This is a genomic window from Kitasatospora sp. NPDC096128 (assembly GCF_040303105.1).
Lineage (GTDB): Bacteria > Actinomycetota > Actinomycetes > Streptomycetales > Streptomycetaceae > Kitasatospora.
The window spans coordinates 286,598-301,039 of the sequence record NZ_JBEOSP010000005.1; the positions used below are offsets into that span (position 1 = coordinate 286,598).

Genomic DNA, 14,442 nt, shown 5'->3' on the forward strand with positions numbered 1-14,442 from the left:
GGATTGTCAGTGGCTCTGTGTATGTTCCGTGGCGTCGGCGACTCCGGAGGTCGGAGGCCGACCGGACGGGAGGAAACCCATGACTGTGCGGGAGTCGGTGTACGAGGTGCTGGGCGTCGTGGTGGTGCGGAAGCGGCCGCTGCGGGAGCCGGGGGCGCTGCTGTCCGGCGGGCGCAGGCCCGGGTCCGGTGCCGGGGCGGGAACCGGGCCCGGCCCGGGGGCCTGGTCCGGGTTCGGGCGGGGGCCGGTCGGCGGTCCCGGCGGGGCGGCGCCCCCGGGAGGTGGTCGGCCGCCCGGTGCGCGGGCCGTCGGGTCGGGCGGCTCCGGTGCCCGCGGGCGGCGCGGCGACCGGGCCCGCGGTGCGCCGCCGCAGCCGGTGGCGGTGGCGCTGGCCGTCGAGGCGGAGGACTTCGCCGGGCTGGCGGAGTACGGGCTGTTCGGGGCGCTCGGGCACCAGGAGTACCTGGTGCGGGCGGAGGAGCAGCTCAGGGGCCTGTACGAACAGGGGCTGGAGGTGCACCTGAGGGTGCTGGAGGCGGGTGACTTCGAGGACTACTGCGCCGCGCTCGGGCTCGACCCCCGGGCGCCGGCCGCCCGGGTCGCGTACGCGGGGGATCCCGAGCTGGCCGGGGAGCCCTTCGTCTACGCGGGGGAGCCGATCGGGGACCTGCTCCTGGTGCTGCTGGACGACCACCGGGCGCGGGTGCGGATGTCCCTCGCCTGCGCGGCGCTGCTCCACGCGGTCGGCGACGACCTGGCGGGGCAGCTGCGGATGGCGGCGGTGATGCGGTACGTCACCTCGGTCTACCTGGCCCTGGCCGAGGGCGCGGGCGAGGGCTGCCACCTGCTGACGCTGCGTTGCCACGGGCCGGAGGACGGCGAGCAGCTCACCTCGGCGGTGGACGTCTGCGTGGAGGAGGGGCGGCTGCAGCCCGCCGGGCGGGACGTGGAGGCGTTCTGCGTCACGCTCGCGGCCGGGGTGGCCTCCGGCGGGGAGGGGGCGCTGCTGCTGCACGGCGATCCCTCCGCGCCGCCGGGCCGGCCGGAGGGCCGGGTGCCGGGGCGGGAGCCGGGCGGGTCGCCGGGCGGGTCGGCGTGGACCGCGGACGCCTTCCAGGGCGCGTCCGCGGGCGGGGAGCGGTCCGGGCCGCGGGTGCGGGGCTGGGCGCTGGCCGGTGGGCGGCTGCGGCCGATGACCGCTCACGAGGTGTTCGACGAGTTGGCCGACGACGCGGCGCGCGGGCTGGCCTTCCCGCCCGGGGTGGTGCCGCGGCCGGGGTTCCCGCTGCCGGGCTTCCCGGAGGCCGGGGGCGGGGGTGGGCCGCTGGGGTGATCAGGGGGTTCGCGGCCGACGCGTCCACCATGCGGCGCTGGGGACTGTTCATCGACCGCCTGTTCGGGGAAGATCGGAGAAGATCAACAGCAGGAGCGCGCGGTACCCCACGCCGCCGCTCCGGTCGCTCCGCTCCGAACCGTGCTCCGCAGGTCCGGCGAGCCCGACAGCGAGAGGGGGGCGCGCGGCATGGGCCGGATCGAGTTCACGGCGGAGATCGCCGAGCTGCTCGGGAAGGTGCGCCGGCGTCCCACCGCGGGCTGGCCGTGGCGGCCGGGTGAGCAGGTGCCGGGCGGACTGCCGGTGAAGCAGTCCTGGGGGTGGCTGTTCGCCCCGGACGGGCGGGTGCTGACCCTGGTGAACCCCAAGGACGGCATCTGCTCGCTGCCCGGCGGTTCGCTGGAGCCGGAGGACGGCGGCGACCCGGCGGCCGCCCTGGCCCGGGAGGCGGGGGAGGAGGCCCAGGCCGTGATCGGTCGGCCGTACTACCTCGGCTACCTGTACGACCGGGTCGGCTCCGCGAACGGCGGGCACGAGTGCGCCCGGGTCCGGATGGCGGCGGCGCTGCGGTCGGTCGGTCCGAGCGCGGCCGATCCGGCCTCGGGGCGGCACTACCGGCGGCTGCTGGTCGCGCCGGGGCTCGCGGTCGAGCTGCTGGGCTGGGGTGAGCCCGGGCTGCGCCAGGCCCGGGCGGCGGTCGCCACGGCCACCCACTGGCTCGGCGTGCCGGCCGCCGCGAACGAGGCGATCGAGGAGCTTCCGGTCGAGGGCTGCACGGTCTTCCCCGGCGCCGGGTACCCGGGTCGCGGACGCGCCCCGGGGTACTGAGCCGCGCCCTCGGAGGTCCGCGCGGGGGCCTGCGGGGGCCTGCGGGGGTGCGCCCCCGGGCGTCGTCGCCGGGAGGATGCTGCCGGGGTGGCGGCGGCCGGCGGCCGCCGCAGAATTGACGCACCGGCGGCCGCACGCTGACCTGAGGCTGACGCCTAGCTGACTTCTCGGAAGTTTTTTGTCTACACGCGATGACCGACGCGCGTCGACATACACCCGCACCCACCTGGGTGAACTCACGCTCTGTCGGGGCGAGTTCACTTCTGCGCTATCAGACTGCCCGTCAATGTCCTTGGCATGAGCGCTTCCGCGCCGGGCTACCGCCTGGTATCCCTTCTGTGACCCACGTCATATCAGGAGGTGCCATGCTCCGCCCTGCTCGTGCTCTGTCCGTCGCCGCCATGGCGGCCGGTCTCGCCATGACGACGCTCTTCACGGCGTCAGCCGCCAATGCGGCCGGCGTCAACTACGTCGCCCTCGGCGACTCCTACTCGGCCGGTGTCGGCGCCGGCAACTATCTGAGCGACAGCGGTAGCTGCAAGCGCAGCACCAGCGCCTACGCGTACCTGTGGAAGAACGCGAACAAGCCCTCGTCCTTCTCCTTCGTGGCCTGTTCGGGGGCGAGAACCGGCGATGTGCTCAACAGTCAGATCTCCGCGCTGAACAGCGGCACCACGCTGGTCAGCCTGTCGATCGGCGGCAATGACGCGGGCTTCGCCGACACCATGAAGACCTGTGTGCTCGGTTCCGACAGCGACTGCCTCAACGCTGTCAACACGGCGAAGAGCTACGCGACCAACACCCTGCCCGGCCAGCTGGACCGGGTGTACTCCGCCATCCGGGCCAAGGCGCCGAAGGCCCACGTCGTGGTGATGGGCTACCCGCACCTGTACAAGGTCGGCGGCGACTGCCTCTTCGGCATCGGCGACACCAAGCGTGCCGCCATCAACGGCGCGGCGGACGCACTGGACGGCGTGATCGCCAAGCGGGTCGCCAACGCCGGCTTCACCTTCGGCGACGTGCGCAGCGTCTTCGCCGAGCACGAGATCTGCGGTTCGCTGAGCACCTGGCTGCACAGCACGACTCTGCCGATCGACGAGAGCTACCACCCGAACTCGGCCGGCCAGGCCGGCGGCTACCTCCCGGTCTTCAGCCGCTCCTGAGCCATTGGCCTCCGGGGGTGCGGCGGTGCGCACCGGCGTGCGCACCGGCGCCCGTCCAGGACGGTCGGCGTGAACTCATCTTCCTGTCATGGCAGTTCACTTCTTTGCCGGCAGACGGTCCGTCAATGTCTTTGGCATGAACGCTTCCGTGTTCGATTACCGCTTGGTATCCCTTTCTGTGACCCGCGTCATACCTGGAGGTGCAATGCTCCGCCCTGCCCGTGCCCTCTCCGTCGCCGCGATAGCGGCCGTCCTCACCATGACGACGCTCTTCACGGCCTCCGCCGCCAACGCGGCCGGCGTCAACTACGTCGCCCTGGGTGACTCGTACTCGGCCGGTGTCGGCGCCGGCAACTACCTGGGCGACAGTGGCAGCTGCAAGCGCAGCGCCAACGCGTACGCCTCGCTCTGGACGAACGCGAACTCCCCCGCCTCCTTCACCTTCGTCGCCTGTTCGGGTGCGAGAACCGGTGACATCCTCAACAGTCAGATCTCCGCGCTGAGCTCCGACACCACCCTGGTCAGCCTCTCGGTCGGCGGCAACGACGCCGGCTTCTCCAGCACCATGAAGACCTGTGTGCTGGGCTCCGACAGCGACTGCCTCAACGCCGTCAACACGGCCGAGAACTACGCGACCAACACCCTGCCCGGCCAGCTGGACCAGGTGTACAACGCCATCCGCGCCAAGGCCCCGAACGCCCACGTCGTGGTGATGGGCTACCCGCACCTGTACCAGATCGGCGGCTTCTGCCTCTTCGGCATCGGCGACACCAAGCGCGCCGCCATCAACGAGGCCGCCGACACGCTCGACGGCGTCATCGCCAAGGAGGTCGCCAACGCCGGCTTCACCTTCGGCGACGTGCGCGACATCTTCGCAGGGCACGAGATCTGCGGCTCGCAGGACACCTGGCTGCACAGCACCACCCTGCCGATCGACGAGAGCTACCACCCGAACTCGGCCGGCCAGGCGAGCGGCTACCTCCCGGTCTTCAGCCAGTCCTGAGGTTCACCGCTCCACCGTCCCGTCGGGTTCCTGGCGTGACACCGGTGCCGCCGCCCCCTCCCGCGGTTCAGGAGGGGGCGGCGGCACCGCCGCGTCGGCTCCCGGAGTCAGTGCTTCGCGTCAGTGCTCTGTGTGTCATCGATGACATGCAGATTGAGGGACATGGGCATGGGTGTGTGGTGAAGTCTCCTGCGAGTGAGGGGAATCGCGGCCACACACGGCATCGCGCGACAACGGGCGGACACCGTGGTGGCCGCCTGTGTCAGACCAGGGCAGCGGAGAAGGTACTCATCGCGCATCGTCCCTTTGCGCACAAGGTGCTGGCTCGGCTGTCGGCCGGCCCACTACTCTGTGGCCGACGCCGCGCTGCACGGCCCCATGAGAGCCAGGGCGCGGGTGTCCTGTCAACGAGCATGATCACCACGAAGCGCAGGGACGGGAGCGGACCCAGCGGTGGAGCAGGTCGTCGATCTCGACCGGGCGGCAGCTCGGATCACCGCCCGGATCCCGCGCTGGCGTGAGGCCGGCCTGATGGTCGCCCCGCTCACCTGGTGGGACCGACTCGCCCCCTGGCCCCAGCCGTTGCAGACGGATCGGGCGCGGGTCGAGGTCCCGGCGTCGCTCGGGCTCCAGCTCTCGGATCCGCGCACCGGCGCCGAACTGCGCGTGGTGCTCTTCTGTGGCGGGTGGGCGGACGTGGACTACCTGGTCGCGGGCTGGGCGGACAGGGAGGGCGACGGGGCCGTGGGAACGTTCCCGGCGCAGGGCATCACGTCGGCCGACGACTTCGAGGCTCGCCTGGTCGGCTGGACGGGCGAGGTGTTCGGGGCCGAGGGCGGTGCGAACAGATGACAGCTAACAGATTTCATCATCTGAAATCTGTTAGCTGTCATCTGTCATCTGTTCGCCGTCCCCCGGCAGTCCCGGCACCGAGACTGCCGCGGCAGCCGGGACCGCCGGGCCTGCCGCAGGGTCAGTGCAGGTACTCGACCAGCCCGGCCGGCTTGAGGCCGGCGGCGTCGGCGGCGGCGAGGGCGCGCGGCAAATCGGTCGCGAGGGTGTCGGTCCAGTGCATCAGGACCACGTCGCCCGGCTGGAGCGGGCCCGGGTGCCAGATGTTGGAGGCGCCCCAGCTGAAGTCGGCGTCGGCGGTCAGCACGGTGCGGATGCCGCAGTTCGCGGCGGCCTGCAGGGTGTCGGCGTTCCAGGAGAAGGACGGCGGGCGGAACACCACGGGCGCGGTGCCGAACAGTCGGGTCAGGGCGTCGCGCGCGTCGCAGATCTCGACCTGCTGCTGCTCCAGCGGCAGCTTGCTCAGGTCGGAGTGCGAGACGCTGTGGTCCTGCACGGAGGAGCCGGGTACGGAGGTGACCCGCTTGAAGAACTCCGGGTCGATGCCGGCCGGCATCGGCAGCGGGAAGGCCGTGATCGGCAGGTGGTGGTCGGCGATGAAGCGCTCCGCCTCGGGGGTGCGTTGCCAGCCGTCGTCCACGGTGAAGAAGACGACCTTGTCGGTGGTCGGGATCGAGCCGGCCGCCACCGCCGGGGCGGGCGCCGGGCCGTCGACCCGCACGTCGTCCACCGAGAACGGGCCCTGCTGGTACCAGCCGTGCACGTACAGCCGGATGCTGCGGGTGTTCGGGCCGGTGGTGAAGCGGGTGGTCAGCTGCTGCCAGCCGCCGGAGGTGGTCTCGGTCCAGGCGGGGGCGACGTCCCGGCCGGTGCCGGTGGCGCCCAGGTGGACGAAGTTGCCGCGCACCCAGGCCGAGGCGGTGTAGGTGGTGTCGGGCTGGACGGCGACGGTCTGCGCGCACTCCCCGGTGGAGTCGTCGTTCGCCGGGGTGACGGTGAGCGCCGAGGTGCCGGAGTGCGCGGCGGTGGTGGTGACGGCCGCCTCGGCCGGGCCGCCGGTGCAGCTCCAGCCGGGGATGCTGCCCCAGTCGGCGAGGTTGGGGGAGGGCAGTTCGAACCCGGGATTGGTGACCAGGTTGACGGTTGCGCCGCCGCCGGCGCCCGCCGAGGCGGAGGCCGCCGGGACGGTGAAGGCGGTGAGCAGGGCGACGGAAGCGGCCAGCGCGGACAGGCGCGTGGACATCGACACGTGAGGACTCCAGCAGGTGGGGGCACGCCCGTGGGGAGGGCGTGAACGCGAATCTGGACCGTGGAACCAGGGCGCTCCCGGAGGGGCGGGAGCGGGTGGTGCCGGTGCGCCGCACTCGGACCGAAGAGCAACAATGGACTGGACCAATCAGCCCGTCAAGGGAACGGCAGGTGAACCGCTCCCCGAACAATCCATCTCTGAAACGGACAAGACGGATAGTCAGGAAGCGTGTCGAGAGCGATGGTTCACTCACTCATCGCGGCAGTTCAGGAGAGGTACAACTCCTCGATGTCCGTCGAGTAGTACTCCGCGATCGCCGTCCGACGCAGTTTGAGCGACGGTGTCAGCAGCCCCTGTTCCAGGCTGAACTCCCGTGGCAGCAGACGGAACGCGCGGATCGACTCGGCCCGCGAGACCGCCGTGTTCGCGGCTGCCACCGCGCGCTGGATCTCGGTGTGCAGCTGTTCGTCCGCGAGCGCCGCCCAGGCATCCAGCTGCTCCCGTCCGTGGGTCTTCAACCAGTGTGCCAGCGCGGCCGGGTCGAGCGTGATCAGCGCGGCCACGTACGGTCGGTCGTCGCCCACCACCAGGCACTGGGAGACCAGCGGGTGCGCCTCGACCCGCTCCTCCAGTGCCGCCGGGGCGAGGTTCTTGCCGCTGCTGGTGACGATCAGGTCCTTCTTGCGGCCGGTGATGCTGAGGTAGCCGTCCTCGTCCAACCGGCCCAGGTCGCCCGTCCCGAACCAGCCCTCGACCAGTGATTCCGCCGTGCACTGCGGGTGGTTGAGGTAGCCGCCGAAGACCGAGCCGCCGCGCACCCAGACCTCGCCGTCGTCGGCGATGGCCACCGAGGCGCCCGGCACCGGCTGCCCGACGGTGCCGAGCTTCTGTCGACCGGCCGGGTTGGCGGTGATCGCGGCGCTGGTCTCGGTGAGGCCGTAGCCCTCGTAGAGCTGGAGCCCGGCGCCGGTGAAGAAGAGTCCCAACTCCCGTCGCAGCGTGGAGCCTCCGCACATCACGGTGCGCACCCGGCCACCGAGCACGGCGCGGAGCCTCGGGTAGACCGTCCGCTCGTAGGCGAGGTGACGCAGCCGCAGGGCCGCGCCGGGGCCCGGGCCGCGGCCGAAGGCCTTCTGCTCCCGGGCGGCCGCCCAGTCGACGGCCACCTGCCGGGCCTGCTCGAAGAGTTCGCCGCGTCCGGCCTCCTCGGCGGAGCGCCTGGCCCGCTGGAAGATCTTCTCGAAGACGTACGGGACGGCGTGCAGGAAGCTCGGACGGAAGCTCTCCAGGGCGGGCAGCAGGGCGTCGGTGGAGACTTCGGGGATGTGGCCGATCCGGAAGCCGCCGCGGATCGCCGCGATCTGCACCGCCCGTCCGTACACGTGCGCCAGCGGTAGGAACAGCAGGGTGGCGGGCTGGCCGCCGCCGGTGTCGCGGAGCACCTCGCCCCAGCCGGCCAGCAGCGAGTCGGCCTCGGCGGCCAGGTTGGCGTGGCTGATCAGGCAGCCCTTGGGGCGTCCGGTGGTGCCCGAGGTGTAGACGACGGTGGCGATGTTGCCGGCGGTGACGCCGAGCCGTTGGCGGTGCACCAGGGCGTCGGGGACGTCCCGGCCGTCCTCGGCGATCGCGGCGGCGCAGTCGCGGTCGAGTTGCCAGATCCCGGCCAGGTCGGGCAGGGCGTCGCAGACCGCGCCGACGGTCATCGCGGCGTCCTCGTCCTCCACCAGGCAGGCCACCGCCTGGGTCTCGGCGAGGATCCAGCGGACCTGCTCGGGCGCGGAGGTGGGGTAGATCGGGACGGTGATCGCGCCGATCGACCAGAGTGCGTAGTCGAACAGCGTCCACTCGTAACGGGTGCGGGACATCAGCGCCACCCGGTCGCCGTAGCGCACGCCGTGGGTCAGTAAGCCCTTGGCGAGGGCGAGGACCTCGTCCCGGAACTCCCGTGCGGTGACGTCCTGCCAGCCTCCGTCGCGGGTCCGCCGGGCGAGCTGCACCAGGTCGGGGAGGCGGTCGGCGGTGTCGTACAAGGAGTCGGCGAGTCCTCCGGTCGCCTCGGGCCCGGCCGGGGCGGGGGTGGTGAACTCGCGCACAGTCCTCCCCAGTTCGCGTCTCGCGGCGCTGTCCGCCGGCCCCGGCGCACGGATGCCGAGGCGGCGGCGCCCGGTCGCGCGGGGTGGAGCGAAACTATCGGATCGGTCTGTCACTGCCCAGGGCTGTGACGGTGACGCGACGATATCGGCACCGTTCCGCACGGATGGTGTCGCAGTTGAGGAGGACTTGGGGAGACGCCCGGGGGAGTGCCTGCGGACGGCTCGGGGCGGGGCGGACCGGGGCCGCCCTCTGACGTGTCCGGGGCAAGGTGGAGAAGCGGAATGGTTCGACCCTCGAACGTGTGGTCAGGGCGTAGTAGAGTCTCGCAGACCTGTGACCGGGAGCCTTCCGCTGCTCCCTTCCCGGGCCTCCCCGCATACAGCCCGACCCGCCGTCCCGCCCCTGCCCCCAGTACCCCGGAACTCCCTCCGAACCGCTCCCCGTCCGCGCCTGGCACTTCCCGACCGAGGACTCCATGCGTCTGCGCAGCAGCTCGATCCGCGCGAAGATCATCGCGCTGCTCCTGGTGCCCATCGTCGCGCTCATCGCCCTGTGGGCATACGCGACGCTCGCCGCCACCGGGGACGCCTGGAGTCAACTGGCGATCAGCCGTACGTACAAGGACTACGGGACGGCGGTGGACCAGTACGCGAGCGACCTGCAGAACGAGCGCCGCGCCGCGGTCCAGCACCTGGCCGACCCGAACTCGCCGGTCGCCCGGGACGGCTTCGAGCACGCGAAGGCGGCCACCGACCGCAGCCTCGCCGTCCTCCGGCAGAAGAAGGACAGCGCCGGCGACCGGCTCTCCGCCGCCCAGCGCGCCCGCCTGGTGCAGATCATCGCCGCCGCCGACCAGCTCGGCCCGCTCCGCTCCCAGGTCGGCCGACTGGCGCTCAACTGGGAGTTCGCACTCGGTCAGTACAGCGACCTGGTCCGGCCGGTGTTCGGCTTCCGGTCCGCCTACGTCGCCCGGCAGAGCGGCCAACTCCCGCGCCAGGGAACCATCCTGATCGAGCTGGTGCGCGCCCGCGAGTACCTGGCGCAGGAGGACGCGGCGATGGAGGGCCTGCGCACCGGCGCGGCCCGGCCCACCGCCGAGCAGTACCAGAGCGCGCTGGACGCCCTGCACAACCAGCAGGCCCTGTTCACCGTCTACATCGCCGAGCTCGAACCCGCCGACCAGGCCGACTACATCGCGCTGCGCGGCGGCGAGGCCTGGGGTGCGCTGGCCCGCGCCGAGGCGGACTTCGTCGGCGCCGGCGGACCCGACCGGGTGGTCCAGGCGCTCAACGGCGACAACTGGCGCGAGACCGCCGACCGCTCGCTCGGCGACCTCTCCTCGATCAACGCCCGGATCGCCGCCGGGCTGGACGACCGCGGCCGCTCCGCCGCGATCGCGGCGCTGTGGCGCGGTGGCATCGCCGGCGCCATCGGCCTGGTCGCCGTCGTGCTGTCGGTGCTGATCTCGTTCCGGATCGGGCGCGGGCTGGCCCGCGAGCTGATCAACCTGCGCAACGCGGCCAACGAACTCGCCAGCACCCGGCTGCCGTCCGTCATGCTGCGGCTGCGCCGCGGCGAGCCGGTGGACGTCGCGGCCGAGGCGCCCGAACTGCGCTTCGGCCAGGCCGAGATCGGGCAGGTCGGCCAGGCCATCAACGCGGTCCAGCGGGCCGCCGTCGAGGCCGCCGTCGAACAGGCCGAGCTGCGTCGCGGCGTCGCGGCGGTCTTCGTCAACCTCGCCCGTCGCAGCCAGGTGCTGCTGCACCGCCAGCTCACCCTGCTCGACACCATGGAGCGCCGCACCGAGGACCCGGCGGAGCTGGCGGACCTCTTCAAGGTCGACCACCTCACCACCCGCATGCGCCGGCACGCCGAGGGCCTGATCATCCTGGCCGGGGGTTCGCCCGGACGTGCCTGGCGCAAGCCGGTCCGGATGGTGGACGTGGTCCGCGCGGCGGTCGGCGAGGTCGAGGACTACGCGCGGGTCGTCGTCCGGCCCTTCCCCGGCACCGGCCTGCTGGGCAGTGCCGTCGCCGACGTGACCCACCTCCTCGCCGAACTGGTCGAGAACGCCGCGGTGTTCTCCCCGCCGACCACCCAAGTCACCGTCCAGGGCGAGGTGGTGGCGCACGGCTTCGCGCTGGAGATCGACGACCGCGGGCTCGGGCTGAGCGAACAGCTGCTCGCCGAGATCAACGAACGCATCACCGTGGAGCAGGAGTTCGACCTCGCCGACACCGACCGGCTGGGGCTGTTCGTGGTCAGCCGGCTCGCCCGGCGGCACGGCATCCGGGTCCACCTGCGGCCCTCCCCGTACGGGGGGACGACGGCGGTGGTGCTGATCCCGCGCGAGCTGCTGGCGGAGGCGCCGGACGGGCTGCCCGAACCGCCCGCCGCCGGGGCCACCGGGGCCGGCGGCGGGCGACGGCCGGTGGGCCGGGCGGCCGGGCGTTCGGCCGGGCGGCGCGACCTGGTCGCGGTGCCCGACAACGCGTCCGACGGCGCCGCGGGCCGGTCCACGGACACGGTTTCGACAACGGCTTCGGGCATGTCCTCGGGCACGCCCTCCGGTGCGTCCTCGGGTACGTCCGCCGGCTCGACGCCCGCCGCGGGTACGGGCGGGCGGCATCGGGGGACCGGCGGCCCGCGGCCGTCCGTGCCCGAGGCGGGGCGTACCTCCAACGGGCTGCCGCGCCGGGCGGCGCGGACCAGGAGCGGTCCGGTGCTGGTGCCCGCGCCGGGGCCGGATGTCGAGGGCGGGCCGGGGGTGGGACGGCACCGGCGGGACGCGGCGGAGGCGGCAGCGGCCGAGGCGGCCGCCGCCGCGGTGGACCCCGTGCCGATGGACCGCACCCTCGTGGACGCCGTTCCGGCAGCCGCCATTCGTGCGGACGCCGTTCCCGCGGACGCCGTTCCCGCGGACGCCGCTCCGGCGGACACCGCGCCCCGGACACCGGGTGGGCTGCCCCGGCGGGTCCGGCAGGCGAACCTCGCGCCGCAGCTCAAGGAGCAGGCGAAGGACCGGCTCCGCGGGGAGTCCGGGGCCGGGGCCGGGGTGTGGACCGGGCGGTCGGCGGCGGAGGGCACCGGGACGCAGGCGGCCGGGGAGGCCGCGGAGCTCCGGGAGCGTTCGCCCGAGGAGGCCAGGGCCACCTTCGCCTCGTTCCAGCGCGGCTTCACCCGCGGCCGCGGGGCGACCGCCCCCACGGACCGTACAGCCCGTACGGACCGTACGGCCGAGCCGGGCGACCGGCCCGCCGCCGTACGGCTCTGGCAGCCGCCGGACCCGTCCCGGCGGGCGATCGCCCCGGCGCCCGCCCCCGCGGCGCTGCCCGCACCCGCGCCCGGGGACGCCGCCAGGGCGCCGCTCGCCCGCCGGATCCCGCCGGGCCAGCCGGTGCGGCGGAACCCTGCGGCCGTCCCGGCCGTACCACCAGTGGAACCCTCAGCACCCGTAGCACCGGCAGGACCCGCAACACCCGCAGGGCCCGTAGTACCAGTAGCACCCGCTACACAGGCAGGACCCGCAGCATCCGCAGTGCCCGCACCACCCGCTCCAGCGGAAGGAACTGATTCATGACCACTTCGACGCAGCCGTCCGGGGACCTCAACTGGCTCCTGGACGACCTGGTGGGCCGGGTCGCGGCCCTACGGCACGCGGTGATCCTCTCCAGCGACGGGCTGGCCACCGGCGCCTCGCGCGACCTCGAGCGCGAGGACGCCGAGCACCTCGCCGCCGTCGCGGCCGGGTTCCACAGCCTGGCCAAGGGCGCCGGCGGACACTTCAAGGTCGGCGGGGTCCGGCAGACCATGGTGGAGCTGGACGAGGCGTTCCTGTTCATCACGGCCGCGGGCGACGGAAGTTGTCTGGCCGTGCTGAGCGAGGCAGAGGCGGACATCGGCCAGATCGCCTACGAGATGGCCCTGCTGGTCAAGCGGGTCGGCGAGCACATGGCTGCCGAGCCGCGCACCGAAACCGCCGCGCCGAGGGGCTGAGCGGGTCGATGGCGGATCCGAAGGCGGACGGCTCGACGGCATCGCAAGGCCAGACGGGACCGGACGGTGCGGAGTCGAATGGTGCGGAGCCGGACGGCGCCGTGCCGACCGGCCCCGTGCCGACCGGCGCCGTGTCGACGGGCGCGGGCTTGGAAGGCGCGGCACCGGAGCAGGACACCCCGGACGGACCCGAGGTCGACCTGTTCCGACCGCGCACCCCGGTCGACGACCGGTGGTTCGACGACGAGGCCGGTCCGGTGGTGCGGCTCTACTCGATGACCCGGGGCCGCACCCGGCCGGTCGAGGAGGGGCTGTTCGACCTGATCTCGCTGGTCACCGCCAAGGAGCCCGGGCCGGACGCGGGGGCCGTGCCCGCGCACGTCCTCGACCCGGAGCACCAGACCCTGCTGGCCTGGTGCCGCCACGAGCCGCTGTCCGTCGCCGAGCTCGGCTCCTACACCGACCTGCCGGTCAGCGTGGTGCGCGTCCTGCTCGGCGACCTCTACGACGCCGACCTGATCAGCGTCACCCGACCCGTTCCGCTCGCCGAGCTGCCGGACGAGCGCCTGCTGCGAGACGTGATCAATGGACTCCGTGCGCTCTGACCCCACCCCGCCGAGCACCTCGCCGAGCACTCCGCACAGCCCCCCGCCGAGCGCTGCTCCGAGCGGTCCTCCGGCGCCGAGCGCTCCGGTGGGGCAGAGCGATCCGGCGGGGCAGGGCGGGGGCGCCAACGACCCGCACTGGCGCGGCGGTCCGGCCGTCGCGGTGAAGATCCTGGTGGCGGGCGGCTTCGGCGCGGGCAAGACCACCCTGGTCGGTGCGGTCAGCGAGATCCGGCCGTTGCGCACCGAGGAGGAGCTCAGCGAACTGGGCCGCCCGGTGGACGACACCTCGGGCGTGGAGGCCAAGCGGACCACCACGGTCGCGATGGACTTCGGCCGGATCGACCTGCGGCCCGGCCTCGCGCTCTACCTGTTCGGGACGCCCGGGCAGGACCGCTTCTGGTTCGTCTGGGACGAGTTGGCGCGCGGCGCGCTCGGCGCCGTGGTAATCGCGGACACCCGGCGGCTGGCCGACTGCTTCCCCTCGGTGGACTTCTTCGAGCAGCGCGGCATCCCGTTCCTGGTCGCGGTCAACTGCTTCGACGGCACTGAGCGCTTCGCCCCGGAGGAGGTCCGGGACGCGCTCGACCTCGACCCGGGGATCCCGGTGGTGCTGTGCGACGCCCGGCTGCGGGAGGACGGCAAGGAGCTGCTCGTGGCCCTGGTCGAGCACGCGGCCGCGCTCCGACACCGGGCTGCCGCCCGGAGCTGAGGCTCCATGGGATCGCCCCTGGTCAGGGGCGCTTCGTACGCCCGACGTCTCATTCGGTGGTCCACATGCCGGACAGACGGTGTGCGGAAGGTTGCCTGGACGGGCTCCGGCGTGGAAGGCTCTGTGGACGAAAGCCGTCCCGGCGCGCACCGAACCACGGGTGCGTGGCCGCGCGGGCAACGAAGCGCGACGAGGCAGGACGAAGGGGGAGGGCAGCAGGGATGACCGTCGGTCAGCGACGCATCACCGCCGTGCCCGGCCCCGTCATGCCGGTGCTCACCGTCCGCCGCTACATCGACCACGCGCTGATCTGCAGCGCCTGTTGTCGCTGACCGCCTCGTCCCACCCCGGTACGTCCCCGGCACCCAGGCCCGCACCCGGCCGCCGTCCGACGCACCACCCACCCCGTCGACCAGGCCGTAGCGGACCGCCCGTCAGGAGCGCCCGCGGCCGACCGATCCGGCCCCGCCTCGCGGAGAGACCACCAGTGAACATCGTCTGCCCCAGCAATTCCCCCGGCATCGCCGGCCGTTCCCGTCCGCCCGGGCCGGCTCCCGCGATGTGCGCGGGTCCGCGGACCGGACGGTGGAACGGCCGTGCCGACCGC

At 73.2% G+C, this 14,442-nt stretch carries 11 protein-coding genes; 9 read left to right on the forward strand and 2 right to left on the reverse strand.

Annotated elements, in window-relative coordinates; translation table 11 throughout:
• Positions 1–79 precede the first annotated feature (79 nt).
• The 5 genes from ABTY61_RS08760 to ABTY61_RS08780 all read left to right on the forward strand — a co-directional run bounded on the left by ABTY61_RS08760 (position 80) and on the right by ABTY61_RS08780 (position 5,179).
• Positions 80–1,333, forward strand: a complete 1,254-nt coding sequence (locus tag ABTY61_RS08760) for a DUF8829 domain-containing protein (RefSeq protein ID WP_350504218.1) — start codon at positions 80–82, stop codon at positions 1,331–1,333.
• 141 nt (positions 1,334–1,474) lie between these two features.
• A complete protein-coding gene (locus ABTY61_RS08765; protein WP_350504219.1) occupies positions 1,475–2,161 on the forward strand; it encodes an NUDIX hydrolase in 687 nt (228 codons plus the stop codon).
• 365 nt (positions 2,162–2,526) lie between these two features.
• Entirely contained in the window at positions 2,527–3,324 is a 798-nt protein-coding gene (locus ABTY61_RS08770) for an SGNH/GDSL hydrolase family protein (RefSeq protein ID WP_350504220.1), read from the forward strand.
• A 205-nt stretch (positions 3,325–3,529) separates the two neighbouring features.
• Positions 3,530–4,327, forward strand: a complete 798-nt coding sequence (locus ABTY61_RS08775; protein ID WP_350504221.1) for an SGNH/GDSL hydrolase family protein — start codon at positions 3,530–3,532, stop codon at positions 4,325–4,327.
• 453 nt (positions 4,328–4,780) lie between these two features.
• Positions 4,781–5,179 (forward strand): hypothetical protein, encoded by a 399-nt coding sequence (locus tag ABTY61_RS08780; protein ID WP_350504222.1) that lies wholly within the window; start codon positions 4,781–4,783, stop codon positions 5,177–5,179.
• Positions 5,180–5,300: 121 nt separating this feature from the next.
• Here ABTY61_RS08780 and ABTY61_RS08785 read toward each other — a convergent pair whose 3' ends face one another.
• Together ABTY61_RS08785 and ABTY61_RS08790 are read right to left on the reverse strand one after the other, a co-directional pair.
• Positions 5,301–6,422: a polysaccharide deacetylase family protein gene (locus ABTY61_RS08785; RefSeq protein WP_350504264.1), complete on the reverse strand. Its 1,122-nt coding sequence runs from the start codon at positions 6,420–6,422 to the stop codon at positions 5,301–5,303.
• Between the two features lie 272 nt (positions 6,423–6,694).
• The gene (locus tag ABTY61_RS08790) at positions 6,695–8,521 is read right to left on the reverse strand and encodes an AMP-dependent synthetase/ligase (protein WP_350504223.1); all 1,827 of its coding nucleotides are present in this window, start codon (positions 8,519–8,521) and stop codon (positions 6,695–6,697) included.
• Between the two features lie 476 nt (positions 8,522–8,997).
• Between ABTY61_RS08790 and ABTY61_RS08795 the strand changes: the two genes are divergently transcribed.
• The 4 genes from ABTY61_RS08795 to ABTY61_RS08810 all read left to right on the forward strand — a co-directional run bounded on the left by ABTY61_RS08795 (position 8,998) and on the right by ABTY61_RS08810 (position 13,835).
• Positions 8,998–12,102, forward strand: coding sequence for a sensor histidine kinase (locus ABTY61_RS08795; RefSeq protein WP_350504224.1), 3,105 nt, complete (start codon positions 8,998–9,000; stop codon positions 12,100–12,102).
• Entirely contained in the window at positions 12,099–12,518 is a 420-nt protein-coding gene (locus tag ABTY61_RS08800) for a roadblock/LC7 domain-containing protein (protein WP_350504225.1), read from the forward strand. Before ABTY61_RS08795 ends, ABTY61_RS08800 begins: the two co-directional genes overlap by 4 nt.
• A gap of 101 nt (positions 12,519–12,619) precedes the next feature.
• A complete protein-coding gene (locus ABTY61_RS08805) occupies positions 12,620–13,123 on the forward strand; it encodes a DUF742 domain-containing protein (protein ID WP_502895245.1) in 504 nt (167 codons plus the stop codon).
• Between the two features lie 163 nt (positions 13,124–13,286).
• Positions 13,287–13,835: a GTP-binding protein gene (locus ABTY61_RS08810; protein WP_350504266.1), complete on the forward strand. Its 549-nt coding sequence runs from the start codon at positions 13,287–13,289 to the stop codon at positions 13,833–13,835.
• Positions 13,836–14,442 lie beyond the last annotated feature (607 nt).

Bases quoted from the DNA above. Each gene is read 5' to 3' on its own strand.
- ABTY61_RS08775 (WP_350504221.1), top strand. From the start codon at position 3,530: ATGCTCCGCCCTGCCCGTGCCCTCTCCGTCGCCGCGATAGCGGCCGTC.
- ABTY61_RS08760 (WP_350504218.1), top strand. From the start codon at position 80: ATGACTGTGCGGGAGTCGGTGTACGAGGTGCTGGGCGTCGTGGTGGTG.
- ABTY61_RS08795 (WP_350504224.1), top strand. From the start codon at position 8,998: ATGCGTCTGCGCAGCAGCTCGATCCGCGCGAAGATCATCGCGCTGCTC.
- ABTY61_RS08785 (WP_350504264.1), bottom strand. From the start codon at position 6,422: ATGTCCACGCGCCTGTCCGCGCTGGCCGCTTCCGTCGCCCTGCTCACC.
- ABTY61_RS08770 (WP_350504220.1), top strand. From the start codon at position 2,527: ATGCTCCGCCCTGCTCGTGCTCTGTCCGTCGCCGCCATGGCGGCCGGT.
- ABTY61_RS08800 (WP_350504225.1), top strand. From the start codon at position 12,099: ATGACCACTTCGACGCAGCCGTCCGGGGACCTCAACTGGCTCCTGGAC.